Annotated in this window: 12 protein-coding genes and 1 pseudogene; 7 read left to right on the top strand and 6 right to left on the bottom strand. The window is 65.6% G+C overall.

Annotated elements, in window-relative coordinates; all coding sequences use genetic code 11:
- Positions 1-22 precede the first annotated feature (22 nt).
- Positions 23-2,656, bottom strand: a complete 2,634-nt coding sequence (locus ACK6AU_RS10300; RefSeq protein WP_409299151.1) for an MGH1-like glycoside hydrolase domain-containing protein — start codon at positions 2,654-2,656, stop codon at positions 23-25.
- A gap of 159 nt (positions 2,657-2,815) precedes the next feature.
- Between ACK6AU_RS10300 and ACK6AU_RS10295 the strand changes: the two genes are divergently transcribed.
- The 4 genes from ACK6AU_RS10295 to ACK6AU_RS10280 all read left to right on the top strand — a co-directional run bounded on the left by ACK6AU_RS10295 (position 2,816) and on the right by ACK6AU_RS10280 (position 7,589).
- Positions 2,816-3,100, top strand: a complete 285-nt coding sequence (locus ACK6AU_RS10295) for a hypothetical protein (RefSeq protein ID WP_185700834.1) — start codon at positions 2,816-2,818, stop codon at positions 3,098-3,100.
- A gap of 218 nt (positions 3,101-3,318) precedes the next feature.
- The gene (locus tag ACK6AU_RS10290; protein WP_409299149.1) at positions 3,319-4,713 is read left to right on the top strand and encodes an amidase; all 1,395 of its coding nucleotides are present in this window, start codon (positions 3,319-3,321) and stop codon (positions 4,711-4,713) included.
- A 93-nt stretch (positions 4,714-4,806) separates the two neighbouring features.
- Positions 4,807-6,150, top strand: coding sequence for a citrate-proton symporter (locus ACK6AU_RS10285; RefSeq protein ID WP_221775363.1), 1,344 nt, complete (start codon positions 4,807-4,809; stop codon positions 6,148-6,150).
- 92 nt (positions 6,151-6,242) lie between these two features.
- Complete coding sequence (locus tag ACK6AU_RS10280; RefSeq protein ID WP_409299147.1) at positions 6,243-7,589, top strand: OprD family outer membrane porin; 1,347 nt, start codon at positions 6,243-6,245, stop codon at positions 7,587-7,589.
- Between the two features lie 43 nt (positions 7,590-7,632).
- Here the strand turns inward: ACK6AU_RS10280 and ACK6AU_RS10275 are convergent, their stop codons facing one another.
- The gene (locus ACK6AU_RS10275) at positions 7,633-8,538 is read right to left on the bottom strand and encodes a LysR family transcriptional regulator (protein WP_185700831.1); all 906 of its coding nucleotides are present in this window, start codon (positions 8,536-8,538) and stop codon (positions 7,633-7,635) included.
- Positions 8,539-8,701: 163 nt separating this feature from the next.
- Here ACK6AU_RS10275 and ACK6AU_RS10270 point away from each other — a divergent pair, with 163 nt between their 5' ends.
- A complete protein-coding gene (locus ACK6AU_RS10270) occupies positions 8,702-9,175 on the top strand; it encodes a hypothetical protein (RefSeq protein WP_409299144.1) in 474 nt (157 codons plus the stop codon).
- On the opposite strand, the gene ACK6AU_RS10265 is transcribed toward ACK6AU_RS10270, so the two are convergent.
- Both ACK6AU_RS10265 and ACK6AU_RS10260 read right to left on the bottom strand, forming a co-directional pair.
- Complete coding sequence (locus ACK6AU_RS10265; protein WP_409299142.1) at positions 9,162-10,400, bottom strand: EAL domain-containing protein; 1,239 nt, start codon at positions 10,398-10,400, stop codon at positions 9,162-9,164. The genes ACK6AU_RS10270 and ACK6AU_RS10265 overlap by 14 nt on opposite strands.
- Before the next feature lie 129 nt (positions 10,401-10,529).
- Positions 10,530-11,450, bottom strand: a complete 921-nt coding sequence (locus tag ACK6AU_RS10260; RefSeq protein ID WP_409299140.1) for a LysR substrate-binding domain-containing protein — start codon at positions 11,448-11,450, stop codon at positions 10,530-10,532.
- An 88-nt stretch (positions 11,451-11,538) separates the two neighbouring features.
- Here ACK6AU_RS10260 and ACK6AU_RS10255 point away from each other — a divergent pair, with 88 nt between their 5' ends.
- Both ACK6AU_RS10255 and ACK6AU_RS10250 read left to right on the top strand, forming a co-directional pair.
- On the top strand, positions 11,539-12,714 hold the full coding sequence (locus tag ACK6AU_RS10255; RefSeq protein WP_409299138.1) for an SRPBCC family protein: 1,176 nt from the start codon (positions 11,539-11,541) through the stop codon (positions 12,712-12,714).
- 25 nt (positions 12,715-12,739) lie between these two features.
- Complete coding sequence (locus tag ACK6AU_RS10250) at positions 12,740-13,843, top strand: SMP-30/gluconolactonase/LRE family protein (protein ID WP_409299136.1); 1,104 nt, start codon at positions 12,740-12,742, stop codon at positions 13,841-13,843.
- A gap of 209 nt (positions 13,844-14,052) precedes the next feature.
- Here ACK6AU_RS10250 and ACK6AU_RS10245 read toward each other — a convergent pair whose 3' ends face one another.
- Together ACK6AU_RS10245 and ACK6AU_RS10240 are read right to left on the bottom strand one after the other, a co-directional pair.
- Entirely contained in the window at positions 14,053-14,286 is a 234-nt protein-coding gene (locus tag ACK6AU_RS10245) for a DUF465 domain-containing protein (protein WP_022639428.1), read from the bottom strand.
- Between the two features lie 136 nt (positions 14,287-14,422).
- Positions 14,423-15,193, bottom strand: a pseudogene (locus ACK6AU_RS10240) (excinuclease ABC subunit A); the annotation flags it as partial.

Here is a 15,193-nt window from a genome sequence, read left to right as displayed (position 1 = left end):
CCCGGCTTGCCGGGCGGCGACTTCAGGCCCCCGGCTGCAACAGCAGCGCCACCAGGGCGGTCCAGCCGGTCTGGTGGCTGGCCCCCAGCCCGCGCCCGCTATCGCCATGAAAGTACTCATGGAACAGCACCAGGTCACGATCCCGGGCATCGGCCTGCAACTGCGGGTAGCCGCTCATCGACGGCCGCCGCCCATCCTCGTCCAGCAGGAACAAACGGGTCAGGCGCTGGCCCAGGCTGTCGGCCACCTCTTGCAGTGACGCCAGGTAACCCGAGCCCTGGGGATATTCCACCGAGAAGTTGACGTCGTAGTAGCGATGGAATTCGCGCAGGGATTCGATCAGCAGGTAGTTGATCGGCATCCACAACGGCCCGCGCCAATTGGAGTTGCCGCCATACAGGCGTGAGCCGGACTCGGCCGGTTCGTAACGGGCGCACAACTGCTTGCCGTCGACCTGCAGGGCGAATGGCTGCTCGAAGACCCTGGACAGCGAACGAATCCCGAATGCCGAGAGGAACTCGTTCTCGTCGAGCATGCGCTTGAGCAAATCCTTGGTTCGTTCCCCGCGCAGCAAGGCCAGCAGCAGGCGGTTGCCCTTGCCCGGCTCGTACCAGCGCGACACCAGGTTGGCCAGGTCCGGCCGATGGTGCAAAAAGCCCAGCAGGCGCTGGGCCAGTCCCGGCAGGCATTCATGTTCGTGCTGTTCCAGCACCTGCACCGCGAACAACGGCAGCAGGCCGACGATGGAGCGCAGGCGCAGTGGCTCGCTGCGGCCGTCGGGACGTTGCAGCACGTCGTAGAAGAACTGGTCCTGTTCGTCCCACAGGCCCTCGGCGCTGTCGTCCACCCGGTTGATGGCCCCGGCGATGTAGAGGAAATGCTCGAAGAACTTCACCGCGATATCCACGTATACCGGGTTGCGCCGGGCCAGTTCCAGGGCGATACGCATCAGGTCCAGGGCATAGGCCGCGACCCAGGCGGTGCCGTCGGCCTGGTCCAGGCTGTACCCCGGCGGCAAGGGCGCGGAACGATCGAACAGGGCGATGTTGTCCAGGCCGAGGAAGCCACCCTGGAACAGGTTGCGGCCCTCCGAGTCCTTGCGATTGACCCACCAGGAGAAGTTCAGCAGCAGCTTGTGCAGGACCCGTTCGAGGAAGTCCATGTCGCCCTCGCCCGTGAGGGCCTGCTCCTGCTGGTAGACCCGCCAGCAGGCCCAGGCATGCACCGGCGGGTTGGCGTCGTCGAAACGCCATTCGTAAGCCGGCAACTGCCCATTGGGGTGCATGAAGCGGTCCTTGACCAGCAACAGCAGTTGCTGCTTGGCGAACCCCGGGTCGATCAGGGCGAACGCCACCGCCTGCAAGCCCAGGTCCCAGGAGGCGTACCAGGGGTACTCCCAAGTGTCGGGCATGCTGACGATGTCGCAGTTGGACAGGTGTCGCCAATGGCTATTGCGCAAATGCTGGCGCGACTCGGGCGGCGCCGGTTGCCCGGGGTCGCCGTCGAGCCACTGGTTGACATCGAAGTAGTACAGCTGCTTGGACCACAGCAGCCCGGCCAGGGCTTGGCGCTGCACATTACGCGCATCGGCGTCGCTGATGCCCTGCTGCAAGGCCCCGTAGAACTGGTCGGCCTCGGCGCGGCGCTGCTCGAACAGGCTGCGGGCGTTGACCGGCCCGCTGCCCGCCGGGGCGAAGCGCAGGTACAGGCTACGGCTCTCGCCGCCGGCCAGTTCCAGGGCGAAATGCGCGGCGGCCTTGGAGCCGGAGTCGAAGGTCACCGCCGTGGCTTGGCCGTGCACCAGGTAATCGTTGATCCCATCCTTGAACGGCCCCGGGCAGGCCAGGCCCTCGAGCCGCTGGAAATTGCTCTGGTTGTGGCAGAACAACCACTGGCAGGGCTCGGCTCCCCAGGCGCTGACCTCACGCTCGGGCAGCTTGGGATGCCGGGCCAGCAGTCGCTCACCCTCCAGGCGCAGGCTCGGCCGGGGCTGACCACCACCCCAGCTCCAGGTGTTGCGCGCCCAAACCTGGGGCAAGACCCGCAGGCGCGCCGGCTGGTGGTAGCGGTTGTGCACCGTGACCCGCATCAACAGGTCGTCTACGGTGTGCTTGGCATACTCCACCGTCACGTCGAAGTAGCGGTCGTCCTCGAAGATCCCGGTGTCGAGGATTTCGTACTCGGCATCATCCAGGCCACGGCGGGCGTTTTCCGCCACCAGGTCGGCATAGGGAAAGGCCCCCTGGGGGTACTTGTAGAGCATGCGCATGTAGGCATGGCTGGGCACGCCGTCGAGGTAGAAGTACAGCTCCTTGACGTCCTCGCCATGATTGCCCTCGGCGTTGTCCAGGCCGAACAGGCGTTCCTTGAGAATCGCGTCGTGCTCGTTCCACAATGCCAGCCCCAGGCACCAGTGCTGGTCCTTGTCGGAGAACCCGGCCAGGCCATCCTCGCCCCAGCGATAGGCGCGGCTGCGGGCATGGTCATGGGGGAAGTACTTCCAGGCTTCGCCGTCGGCGCTGTAGTCCTCGCGCACCGTGCCCCATTGCCGTTCGCTCAGGTAAGGCCCCCACTGGCGCCAGTGTTCGGCGTCCGGTCCGTGCAGGCGCTGGCCTTCGGGGGTGTCGAGGATGCTGCTCGGGGATCTTGCCGGCATGGGGAATGTCCTGGGCCACGGGAGTCCGTGGCAGTGTAGAAGCAGGCGCAGACCGAGCCGGTGACAAATACTTCATGCAGGCCCGCGGATCTTTTGGGTTAAATCGGCGTCGGCTGGTTCGTTATAATCGGCAACCTTGTGTATGGCAGTGCGTAACCCATGATGTTCAATCGCAAAACAATGCTCCCGGGGTTGCTGCTCGCGACCCTGTCCCTTGCGGCCCAGTCCGCGAGCCTCGACCTGCGCTACCCCGAGCCTGAACTGGCGGCGCCCAGCAGCACCAGGCCCCAGGCCACCGAGCCCGCCCCCCATAAGCTTCAACTGCAGTTCAAGCCCTCGGTGAGCTACGAATACAAGTGCAGCGGGCAATGCACCTATGAGACCCATATCGACCAATTGCACGATCGCGAAACCCGCCAAAGCACCACGATCGGCTTCAACTGACGCGGCTTGACCTCGGTCCCTGACGCCGCGGCGAGGCGGCCTGCGGGTACAGGCGCGCAAGGCCATGTCCCGAACGCTCGCCGAGCGTGCGGACCCGCATCGAGTGCACACAAAAACGCAACGCCACGCTGCGTCCTTTGTGATGGTTGGAGCCGGGAGGAGCGACTACAGTCGGTTCATCGGCAACCCACCTGACGCCCGACACAAGGATGCGTTCGATGACTGATCTGCACGAGCTCCAAGCCGCCCAACTGCTGGCGTTGTTCGCCAACCGCACGTTGTCTCCCCTGGACTACTACGACCATCTGCTGGCCCATATCGACGCCTGGGAGCCCCATATCCGTGCGCTCTACGCCTTCGACCCGGAGCAGGTGCGCCAGCAGGCCAGGGCTGCCACCGAGCGTTGGAACAAGGGCACCCCCTGCGGCCCGCTGGACGGGATACCGGTGACAATCAAGGAACTGATCGCCACCCGCGGCACGCCGATTCCCCTGGGTTGCGCTGCCACCGCCCTCACGCCGGCAACCCAGGATGCACCGCCAGCGGCACGCATGCGCGAGGCCGGGGCGATCATCCTGGCCAAGACCACGGTGCCGGATTTCGGCATGTTGTCCTCAGGGTTGTCGAGCTTCCACGGCCTCACCCGCAACCCCTGGAACCTGCAACGCAATACCGGTGGCTCCAGTTCCGGAGCCGGCGCTGCCGCAGCGGCCGGTTATGGTCCACTGCACATCGGCACCGACATCGGCGGCTCGATACGCCTGCCAGCGGCCTGGTGCGGCCTGGTGGGCTTCAAGCCGACCCTCGGGCGGGTTCCCATCGACCCTTACTACACCGGGCGCTGTGCCGGACCGATGACTCGTAGCGTCGAGGATACGATCCTGCTGATGCGCCACCTGGCACGGCCCGATGCCCGCGATGCCACCAGCCTGCCGCCGCTGACCAGCGACTGGAGCGAGCAACCGCTCTCGGTCAATGGCCTGAAGATCGGGCTGATGCTGCAACCCGGTGCCGGTCTGCAACCCGAGGGTTTTGTCTGCGAGGCCGTGGAACGTGCCGCACGCCTGTTCGAAAGCCACGGTGCCCGGGTACAAGCCCTGGCGCCGATCATGGACCGGCCCTTGCTGGATGGCCTGGACCGCTTCTGGCGCGCCCGACAGTGGGCCGAACTCTCGGCCCTGGGCAGCGAACAGTTCGCCAAGGTGCTGCCCTACATCCGCGAATGGGCCGCCCCTGGAGCCGACCTGTCCGGGGTCGAGGCCGTACAAGGCTTCAACCAGACGTTCGAGATGCGCCGTCGCGCAGCACAGGTATTCAGCGAGTTCGACCTGGTGCTGTCGCCCACCAACCAGGTCAACAGCTTTCCCGCCCACTGGCCATCGCCGAGCAACGATCCGCAACGGCCATTCGAACACATCGTCTTCACCCTGCCCTGGAACATGGGCGAACAACCGGCGCTGTCGATCAACTGTGGCTTGAGTGCCGATGGCTTGCCCATCGGCTTGCAGATGATCGCCCCGCGCTTTGCCGACCAATGGCTGCTGCAAGTGGCCAAGACCTACGAGAGCTGGCGTGGAGCGATCCACCGTTGGCCAAGCCCGCCGTCGCACTGACCAGCCAAGCCGTAACTGCCACCTTCACCCCAAGCCCCGGGCCTTGCCGCCCGGAGCCTGGGCAACCTATGAATAAAAATTCGAGGGGCCAGTATGCACAATCACCACCACACCCATTCCCTACCCCATGATGCGCCAGCGCCGAATGCACCGGGAGGCAAGCGCAGCGTGTTCGCGGTGATCCTCGGCAATGCCGTGGAATTCTTCGACTTCGGGGTCTACGCCACCTTCGCGGTGATGATCGGGCATACCTTCTTTCCCTCCGACAGCGCCTTCGTCAGCCTGCTGCTGTCGGTCACGGCCTTTGGCGTCGGTTTTATCGTGCGGCCCCTGGGGGCGGTGCTGATCGGTGCCTATGCCGACCGCGTCGGGCGCAAGCCCGCCATGCTGCTAACCCTGGTGATGATGGCCGTGGGCACCGGCAGCATCGCCATCCTGCCGGGCTACGAGAGTATCGGGATCGCCGCGCCGATCCTGCTGGTGCTCACCCGGTTGATCCAGGGCCTGGCCTGGGGTGGCGAGGCCGGCCCGGCCACCACCTACATTCTCGAAGCCGCACCGGCACACAAGCGTGGCACCTATGCCTGCTGGCAGGTGGTGGCCCAGGGTGTCGCCGCCATGGCCGCGGGCACCGTGGGCTATATCCTGACCCAGCTGCTGTCCGCCGAAGACCTCAACCGCTGGGGCTGGCGCGTGCCCTTCGTGTTCGGCCTGCTGGTGCTGCCCATCGGCATCTATATCCGGCGCAACCTGGCGGAGACCTTCCATGGCCAGGGCGAACAGGCCAGTACCGGCAGCCTGGTGCGCCAGGTCTTCGGTGCCCATCGCCGGGCACTGGTACTGGGCTTGCTGATTCTCTCCGGGAGCACCATCACCCAGTACTTCATCAACTACATGACCACCTTCGCCCTCACCGAGCTGAAGCTGCCCACCAGCATCTCGATGCTCTCCACCCTGGTGGCCGGAGCGGCGATGGCGGTGTGCGCCATCGCCGGTGGCATGCTCTGCGACCGCTACGGCCGGCGCACCATCCTCATGGCCCCCAGGGTAGTGCTGCTACTGGTGCTGTTCCCGGCCCTGCAACTGATGACCGAACACCCCAGCCCCACCACCTTTCTCACCGCCCTGGCCGTGCTATCGGGCCTGCATGGCATGAGTGGCGCGGCGTTGATCGTGCTCTTGGTGGAGAGTTTCCCCAAGGCCGTGCGCTCCACGGGTTTCTCCATCGTCTACGCCTTCGGCGTGGCGGCTTTCGGCGGCACGGCGCAGATCATCATCACCTGGCTGATCGGTACCACCGGCAACCCCATGTCCCCCGTGGGCTACCTGTTGCTGGCCAACCTGGTCTGCCTGGCCGCGGCCTGGTTCGCCAAGGAAACCCGCCCCGAAACTCCAGGGCGCGACAACCCGGAAGCAGGACTGGCACGAGCCCGCTAACCGACCGCTTTGCACTCGACGATCTTTTCGCTACCGTGCCGCCCTGGCGGTCACGGACGGCCCGACATCGCCTTCGTTTTCAGGGAAGCCACATGAAACCCTTCGCACTCTGCAGCCTGGCCCTGTTCGCCAGCGCGCCCTCCTGGGCCCAGGACAACCCACAGGCCCAAGCCCCGGGATTCCTCGAGGGCAGCCACCTGGATCTGAATCTGCGTCACTACTACTCCAACCAGCACACCCGGCGTGATACCTACCTTTGGATCAAGAAAGCCGAGGGTCTCGAACGCACCCGTACCCGACAGACCTGGGTCCAGACCGGCATGCTCAAGTACAGCTCGGGCTACACCCAAGGCCTGGTCGGCTTCGGTGTCGACGCCGGGCTGTTCAGCGCGGTCAACCTGGAACGCGGCCACGGCCGGGTGGCCAATGGCGGCGATCGGGTGCTGGTGGACAGTGCCGGTGATGCCCTGCCGACCTGGAGCCGCCTGGGGATCGGCGATGTGCGCCTGCGCCTGTCCAATACCGAACTCAAGGCCGGACGCCTGATGACCGACAACCCGGTGCTGCGCTACAAGGACAACCGTGCCCTGCCTTCGAGTTTCCAGGGCGTGGGCCTGTACAGCAATGAAACCGACTGGCTGGCGCCGCAAGCCGGCAGCTTCGACCGGGCGATCCCGCGGACCGGCACCGGCACCGAGCGCTTGACCACCACGTTCGGCAATCGAGCCTACAGTGGCGAGCGCATCAGCTACCTGGGGGCGACACTCAAGCCGGGGCTGGGCCTGGAAGGCAGTCTCTATGCCTCGCGCTTCGAGAATATGTGGGACCAGTACTACCTGGGGCTGACCCAGCGCGCTGGCGATAAGAGCCACCTGGCATTGAAGACCGCGTTCAACTACTACCACACCCGGGACCAGGGCCAGCAGCGCCTGGGTTACATCGCCAACGACGCCTTCAGCCTCGCACTGACCGCCAGCCACCAGGCCCACGGCCTGACCCTGGCCTGGCAACAGGTGTTCGGCGACGAGTACTTCGACTATGTATGGGAATCCACGGGCAACTACATGGCCAACTCGTTGTACTCGGACTACAACGGCCCCAACGAGAAATCCTGGCAACTGCGCTACGACCTGGACCTGGCAGCCTTCGGCGTACCGGGCCTGAGCGCCAGCCTGTGGCATGCCAAGGGCTGGAACATCGACGGCACGCACTACCGTGGCGACCGCAACGCTCGCAACCGAGGCTACAACGTGCGTGGCCTGGACGGCGCCCAGCATGACGAAAACGGCCTGACGCTGGCCTATGTGGTGCAGTCCGGCAGGTTCAAGGACGCGGTACTGCGAACCATCGTCTACAACCATCGCGCCAGCGGTGGGCAGATCGACGGCAGCTACGACGAGCTGCGCCTGGTGGGCAACTTTCCGTTCAACCTGTTCTAGGGTCGCGACCGCCCCGCAAGGCAACGCACAGCAGGTTGTCCGGTCAGTCGGCCAGGGCGTGATGCTGCATGGCCCGGGCGAGCATCGCCTGGCACTGGAGAGTGGCCACCGACAACGGGCGATTGCGATACACGCACAGATCGACACGGATGCGCTCCAGGTGCTCATCGTCGATCGGCACAGCCACCAGGCCATCCCCCAGGTCGCGAGCCTCGGCGTCCACCTGGGGCAGGATCAGCACCGCTGCACGCTGGCGCGCCAGGCTTTTTTGCACTTCCAGGGAGCTGGTGGTGAAAACCGGCAGGATGTTCAGCCCACGCTTCTTCGCCGCCCCTTCCAGTGCCTGGCGCACACCATAGGCCGAGCCGGGAATCGCCAGGGGCTGGTCTTCAAGATCCTCCAGGCGAATGCTTGGGCGCTGGGCGAAGGGGTGCTCGGCGCTGACCAGCACCCGGTGCCACAACTGGCACTGGGCGGTCACCTCCACCTCGGCACGTTCCTGTAGGTAAAAGGCCAGGCCCAGGTCGGCCTCGCCACTGCACAGGGCATCGAGGGTGGCACCGGCACTGGCGATCACGATATTGAAGGTCACCTTGGGGTGATTGCGATAGAACGCCGCCAGCACCGGAGCCAGCACACTGGAAACGATACTTTCCGACACATGGATACTGACGTTACCGGCGACCTGGCTTTGCCGACTGGCAATTACATCGCGGACCTGGTCGAAGCCGCGCAAGGTCGAGGCCACTTGCTCGGCCAGGCACTCGCCCTCCACCGTCAGGCGAATCCCCCGGGGGCCGCGCTCGATCAGGGCGCTGCCGAAGAAGTGTTCCAGCTGCTCGATCTGCCGGCTCACGGCCGTGGGAGTCACGTACAGGCGCTCCGCCGCCTGGCGCAAGGAAGCGCACCGGGCCACCTCGTGAAAGTAACGCAACGCGCGTAATTGCATGGCTGTCGATCCCTGTCGCTGAACGGATTGGGAAACAGGCAAATACTGCGCCAGCGCGGGTAGCCAAGGCGTTGTTACCAGTGAGAGTCACGCCGCAAACATTGATCTACCGGCCTGCGCTGCCTACCCTGCTAGACAGCCCTGCCGCGCCCGAGGACCGACCATGCCCCCCCTGCCCCGCACCGCCCTGCTTGCCACGCTGTTCGCCGTCCTGGCACAGCTTGGCGCTTGTAGCAGCATCACCCGCCAGCTCGATCCGGAGCCCACGGTCACCTCCGCCGGGATCCTGGCCTTTCGCGATATCTGCCTGAAATCCGCTCCGTCCTTCAACGGCGCCGCCACCGCTGCTCGCGAGCATGGTATCGGGGAGTTGAACGACGCGGGGTTCGCCAGGATGGGCATGAACCAGGACCAGACCCTTGGGGTCCAGGTGCGGGCCAACCAGGAATGCGCCGTCACCACCCCGAACCAGAACGACAGCTCCCTGACCCGGCAATTTCTCAGCGTTGCCGGCAAGTTCTCCAGCACGCCGGTGGAGCAGAGCCTGCCCGCCAAGCTCACTATCGACGGCAAGGTGTTCCTGTTGATGCACGATCGGCGTGGCGGCGAAGCCTATGTGATGCTCAAGGCGCCTTGAGCAAGCGGCCGCCGGGTCCTGGCGATAACCGAGGATCCGGCTCTTCCACGGCCAGCAAGCGCAGCAGGCTGGCGCCATCCATGGGCTTGTGGAACAGGTAGCCCTGGGCCGCGCCAACCCCCAGGCGCCGCAAGTGTGCCCGCTGCCTTGGGGTCTCGACCCCTTCGGCCACCAGCTCCAGCTCGAGGGATCGGGCCAAGCTGACCACAGCCTCGATGATCAGGCTTGCCTTGGGCCCATGGGCGTTGCCGATGAGCCCTGCATCGAGCTTGACCTGGCTGAAGGGAATGTCCGCCAGGCGGGTCAGCGAGGAATACCCGCAGCCAAAATCATCGAGGGACAGGCGTACCCCGCCTTTCACCAAGAGGCTGATGTTTTCGATAGCCGGCATATCCAGGACCAGGGCCACGCGCTCGGTGATCTCCAGGGTCACCTGGCTGGCCGGCACCGCGGCGGCCTCGATCCGTTGCAGAATCTGCCGGGCGAGTCCTGGCTCGCGTAACTGGCTGGCCTCGAGGTTGTAGGAAAACACCAGCCCAGCCCCATGGCCGGCCGGCAACCGGCGCTGCAAGTCCAACCCCTGTTGCAACAGGCTGTGGAACAGCTGGCGCTGTTGTTCGGGTCGCTCGAACAGAGCGAGAAAAGCACCAGGCCCCAACACACCCCGACTCGGATGCAGCCAGCGCACCAGGGTCTCGGCCCCGGTGATGCGCCGGGTCTTGAGGCACACCTGCGGCTGGAAAAAAGCCACGATCTGCCGTTGTTCCAGGGCCAGCAACGCCTGCTCTTGCGTGAGCGGCGGGGGCGGCGCCGACTGCCCGTGGCCCTGGCCGGCCCTCCTGGACTTGAGGGCCAGGGCCTTGAGCAGCAGCTCGCCCAGCAGGGGGGCATCCAGCTCTTCGAAGCTGCCCAGGTCGTGCTTGCCCGAATACTCAAGGAAATTCGCCAGGCCCCAGCGGAACGGGGCCTTCAGGGTCGTACTCGCGATCATCGAGAAGAAGGGATAGTACTCGCAGAGCCGGCGCAGGTAATGGATCGCCGCAGGGGATGCCAGGGAGTCGCAGATCACCAGGTCCGGGGCCTGGGTGCAGGGGGGAAAGCAGGTCCAATCGTCGTCGCTACAGACCACCTGGAGCTGGACGAAGGCGGTGCTGTCCAGGATCCGGGTAAAGCGCCGGGCCCTGAAGGTGTTCGAACACAACAGCAATACGCTCAGGGTCTTCATGGACTGCGGCTCCGGGCAAAAACCCATGCTAGCCAAAGCGCCCTGGAGCTGAATTCAAGATACATCCTGAATAGAAGTAGGAAAAATCTCTGGCCTGGACTGCACAGGTAAGCCCCGTAGAGGGCGACGCTAGCTGCCAGGCCCCTGGCTCGCCAGAGCCCCGATCTCGCCACGCAACCATTGCAGCCCCGGCGCCTGTTGCTGCTGGCGATGCCAGATCAGGCTGACCTGCACCGGCGCTGCCAGCAACGGCAAGCTGGCGATGCGGATCGGCAGCAACGCGGCGAAATGCTCCGCCAGGTGCCTCGGCACCGTGCCCAGAAGATCGGATTGCGCCACGATCAGCGGGATGCTCAGGTAGTTGGGTACGAACAGCTGCACCTGGCGCCTGACCCGCGCCGAACCCAGCACGATCTCCAGCGGCGACCCACGCCCGCCACGATCGGGAATCGCCACATGCTGGCAACCCTGGTAGGCCGCCAGGTCCAGCTCGGGAACGAAAGCCGGGTGTCCGGCGCGACCGATCACCACCAGTTGTTCCTCCAGCAATGGCTGGTAGCACAGGTCCGGGTTGTCGAAATACAGGTAGTCCACCGCCAGGTCGAGCATGCCCGCACTGAGCCAGGCCGCCAGCGAGTCGGCGCTGTCGCTGCGCACCGCCAGCCGTACCTGCGGCGCCACCTGCTGCAAGCGCCGCGATAGCGCCGGTAACAGGCGGGCCTGGGCGTAGTCGTTCATCGACAGGGTGAACAACTGGTCGGCCGCCGCAGGATCGAACTCGCCAGCCGGGTCCAGGCCCTGTTGCAGCAAGTGCAGGGCCTGGCGCACCAACACATGCAGGCCCTGGGCCCGGGAAGTCGGTTGCATGCCCCGGGCCGTGCGGACGAACAACGGCTCGTCCAGGTGTCGGCGCAGGCGCGCCAGGGCATTGCTCACCGCCGGTTGGCTGAGATTGAGCCGCAAGGCGGCCCGGGACAGGTTCTGCTCCTGCATCAAGGCATCGAACACCCGCAGCAGGTTGAGGTCCAGGCGCTGGATATTCAGCTTCATGAATAATGCTCATTCCTACTATCCATTGGATGGATAATTCTCCGGGAGCTAGGCTGCGGTCAATAAAAACAACAACGGGAGCAGCGCCATGCGCGACACCACCCAGCACTTTCGCCAGCAATACCGGGCCGCGGTCAGCCCGCGCTACAACCCATGGCTGCACGGCGGCTTCGTCCTGGCCTACGGCCTGCTGTGCATCGGCCTGCTGTGGAGCACCCTGGACCGGGTACAGCCGCTGGAATGGCTGGCGATACCGCTGGCGCTGCTGTTCTTCAACCTGTGCATCTACGGGGTGCACCGCTGGCTGGGACACCACAAGCGGCGCCTGGGACGCCTGTTCTATGCCCGGCATACCGGCGATCACCACAGTTTCTTCACCCCGGGGCTGATGGCTTACGAAGGCTTGCGGGATTGGCGGGTGATCCTGTTCCCGGCCTGGCTGATCGTGCTCCACAGCCTGCTGTTCGCCCTGCCCCTGTGGGGGCTGCTGCGCCTGTGGAACGCCAATGTCGCGGCCTTGTTCGCCAGCTGCACGCTGATCGGCTACCTGGCCTACGAGATCTTCCATGCCTGCGAACACTTGCCGGCCGGCCATCCCCTGGCGCGCCTGCCCTGGATCCGCCAGATGCGGCGCCTGCACGAACTGCATCACCGCCGCGAGCTGATGCAGGAACGCAACTTCAATATCGTCCTGCCCTTGATGGACTGGCTGTTCGGCACCCTGTACTGGCAGCCGGAGCAACCCCCGGAGCAGTCCCACTGCGCGACCAGGCCCACGTCCCTGACCCGCATGCAGCATCAGGTCGACATCCCCCGCAGCAGCGCCAGCACCCTGGCCTACGCCGCCAGCCCACGGTGCTGGCCGCAATGGCATCCATCGTCGCTCAAGGTCGAAGGCGCCGATGGCCCCCTGGCCGGCGGCCAGGGCTTCGAGGAGGACATCCACGCCGGCGGGCGCAGCGGCCACCTGAGCTGGCGGGTCGAGGAGTACCTGGCGGGGCAGCGCTGGCGCGCCACGGCCCGGGGCGATCATGGTCTATGGTTGCAGGTCACTTACCAATGCCAGCCCCTGGCAGACGGACACACCCGTTTCGTGCGCACCCTGGAATATGGCTTCGACAACCTGCTGATGCGCTTGGGTAATCGACTGCTATTCAAACGACGGATAGAACGGGAGTCCGCGGCCTCGATGCAGGCATTGTGCAAGATGGCCCAACAAACCATCGCAGCGCAGCCCGCCGCGCCGGCTGCCAGCCCGTCCTGAACCGCACACCGACAGGAGTCACTGCATGAACCAAATCGCCCCTCGCCGCTTCGGCCTCGGCCGGATCATCCTGCTGCTGGTCATCGCCATCCTGGCCTTCCTGCTGCTGGCGCCGACCAAGGTCCAGCCGGTGGCCTGGCAGCCCTCGCCTGCGCCATCGATGAGCCAGGGCCCTTACGCCGAGAACCAGAAGCTCAAGGCCGTGCAGGCGGTCGGTGCCCGGGATATCGCCGGCCCCGAGGCGCTACTGCTGGAAAACGACCAGTTGCTCACCGGCCTGCATGATGGCCGGGTGATCCAGACCAGCCTCGACGGCACGGCCCTCAAGGTACTGGCCAATACCGGTGGCCGGCCCCTGGGCGTGGCCCGGCATCCGGACGGCCGCCTGATCATCGCCGACGCCATCAAGGGCCTGCTGGCCCTGGACGGGCAGGGCCAGATCCAGGTCTTGAGCGACACGGCCAATGGCCTGAAATTCGGCTTCACCGACGATGTTGCGGTGGATGCCGCCGGTCGCTACGCCTATTTCAGCGACGCCAGCAGCCGTTGGGGTTATGGCCAAGACGGCGAGGCGGTGATCGAACACGGTGGCGATGGCCGCCTGTTGCGCTACGACTTCCAGAGTGGCCGGACCGAGCTCCTGCTCGACGGCCTGGAGTTCGCCAATGGCATCGCCCTGGGCCCGGACGAGGCCTTCGTTCTGGTCAACGAGACCGGCGCCTATCGCATCAGCCGCTATTGGCTCAAGGGCGACAAGACCGGCCAGCACGACCTGTTCATCGACAACCTGCCGGGGCTGCCGGACAACCTCAGCTTCAATGGCCGTGATCGCTTCTGGGTGGCCCTGTATGCACCGCGCAATGCCCTGCTGGACGGCACCGCCGCCTACCCTTTCGTGCGCAAGATGCTGGTGCGGGCCATGCAGGTATTACCCAAGCCGGTGGAAAAGCGCGGCTTCGTGCTGGGCCTGGACACCCAGGGCCGGGTGATCGCCAACCTGCAGGATGGCAGCAGCGGCAACTATTCGCCGATTACCACGGTGCGCGAGTACGGCGATGCGTTGTACCTGGGCTCCCTGAGTGCCCGGCACATGGCGCGCTTGCCATTGCAGCAGGCGTTGGAGCACTGAGGCCTGGAGCCCCCCCGTGGGGTCGCGCCGCAGGTTGTGCACGGCTAGCCGGACGCGCTGAACTGCGGTCCTGCGGCCCCTGGTCCGGCCCCGCAGGCTCGGCGACGGCTACAGGCACGCTTCGTCTCGCCGTTGCCGCAAGAACACAAGGGAATCGAGGTCGGTTACCGGCGGCCTGTGGTCGAGCCACAGGCGCCAAGGGCGGGAGGTCAGGAACGGGCGGTGAGTTTCTGGGAGATCTCATCCTTGATCAGCAGGCGTTTTTCCTTGAGCTTCCTTACTTCATCGTCTGCGGCGGCCGCTGCTTCGGCCTTGAGCACCTGGTCGTCGATACTGTTGTACTTGTCGAACAGTGCATTGAGGTGGGGATCCTTGGCCCGACGCTGTTGAATGTCTTCTTTGCTGCAGCTCAGGTCCTGGTAAAGATCGTGGGTCACCGGCATGGAACACCTCCGTGGTTGATCGGCAGCAGGGGCGTCCTCACGCCCCTGCCAGCCATCAGCATGGCCTTGGCTCCCCGGGTCTGTCGACCGCCAATCAGACCAGCGGTAACCGTTCGTCGCCGCCGGCTGCCCTGGATCAATTCCCGCCCAGGGCCGCCGCCAGGAACGGCGCGGTACGGCCTTCACCCTGCCTGGCCACCTGCTGCGCAGTGCCGCAGGCCACTAGGCGACCGCCCTGCTCGCCCGCGCCCGGGCCGATATCGATGACCCAGTCGGCCCTCGCCACCACGCGCATTTCGTGCTCGACCACCACCACGCTGTGTCCGGCGGCCACCAGCTTGTCCAACTGCTCCAGCAGCCGGTCCACGTCCCTTGGGTGCAGGCCCGTGGTGGGCTCGTCCAGCACATAGAGGGTGGCGCCACGGGCATTGCGTTGCAGCTCGGTGGCCAGCTTGATGCGCTGCGCCTCGCCACCGGACAGCTCGGTGGCCGGCTGGCCCAGGCGCAGGTAGTCCAGGCCGATGTCGCTCAGTACCTGCAGAGCCCGCAGGATCGCCGGCTGCCCGGCGAAGACCGGCAAGGCCTGCTCGACGTTCAATTGCAGGACCTGGGCGATGTTCAGGCCCTGCCAGGTCACTTCCAGGGTCTGCGGGTGATAACGCGCACCATGGCAGGTCGGGCATGGCGCGAAGACGCTGGGCATGAACAGCAGCTCGACGCTGACGAAACCCTCGCCCTCGCAGGCCGGACAGCGGCCCTTGGCGACGTTGAAGGAAAACTGCCCGGCGTCATAACCCCGGGCCCGGGCCTCGGGGGTGGCGGCGAACAGCTTGCGCACCTGGTCGAACAAGCCGGTGTAGGTCGCCAGGTTGGAGCGCGGAGTACGCCCGATGGGCTTCTGGTCCAC

The sequence above is a fragment of the Pseudomonas sp. KCJK8993 genome (assembly GCF_046230915.1).
GTDB classification, from domain to species: Bacteria; Pseudomonadota; Gammaproteobacteria; order Pseudomonadales; family Pseudomonadaceae; genus Aquipseudomonas; species Aquipseudomonas piscis.
The sequence above is the reverse complement of the archived record's forward strand: the minus strand, read 5'-3'. Positions and strand labels throughout refer to the sequence as shown.

What these genes read in the sequence shown, in the direction of transcription:
- ACK6AU_RS10300 (WP_409299151.1), bottom strand. Translation starts at nt 2,656, where the DNA reads ATGCCGGCAAGATCCCCGAGCAGCATCCTCGACACCCCCGAAGGCCAG.
- ACK6AU_RS10295 (WP_185700834.1), top strand. Translation starts at nt 2,816, where the DNA reads ATGATGTTCAATCGCAAAACAATGCTCCCGGGGTTGCTGCTCGCGACC.
- ACK6AU_RS10290 (WP_409299149.1), top strand. Translation starts at nt 3,319, where the DNA reads ATGACTGATCTGCACGAGCTCCAAGCCGCCCAACTGCTGGCGTTGTTC.
- ACK6AU_RS10285 (WP_221775363.1), top strand. Translation starts at nt 4,807, where the DNA reads ATGCACAATCACCACCACACCCATTCCCTACCCCATGATGCGCCAGCG.
- ACK6AU_RS10280 (WP_409299147.1), top strand. Translation starts at nt 6,243, where the DNA reads ATGAAACCCTTCGCACTCTGCAGCCTGGCCCTGTTCGCCAGCGCGCCC.
- ACK6AU_RS10275 (WP_185700831.1), bottom strand. Translation starts at nt 8,538, where the DNA reads ATGCAATTACGCGCGTTGCGTTACTTTCACGAGGTGGCCCGGTGCGCT.
- ACK6AU_RS10270 (WP_409299144.1), top strand. Translation starts at nt 8,702, where the DNA reads ATGCCCCCCCTGCCCCGCACCGCCCTGCTTGCCACGCTGTTCGCCGTC.
- ACK6AU_RS10265 (WP_409299142.1), bottom strand. Translation starts at nt 10,400, where the DNA reads ATGAAGACCCTGAGCGTATTGCTGTTGTGTTCGAACACCTTCAGGGCC.
- ACK6AU_RS10260 (WP_409299140.1), bottom strand. Translation starts at nt 11,450, where the DNA reads ATGAAGCTGAATATCCAGCGCCTGGACCTCAACCTGCTGCGGGTGTTC.
- ACK6AU_RS10255 (WP_409299138.1), top strand. Translation starts at nt 11,539, where the DNA reads ATGCGCGACACCACCCAGCACTTTCGCCAGCAATACCGGGCCGCGGTC.
- ACK6AU_RS10250 (WP_409299136.1), top strand. Translation starts at nt 12,740, where the DNA reads ATGAACCAAATCGCCCCTCGCCGCTTCGGCCTCGGCCGGATCATCCTG.
- ACK6AU_RS10245 (WP_022639428.1), bottom strand. Translation starts at nt 14,286, where the DNA reads ATGCCGGTGACCCACGATCTTTACCAGGACCTGAGCTGCAGCAAAGAA.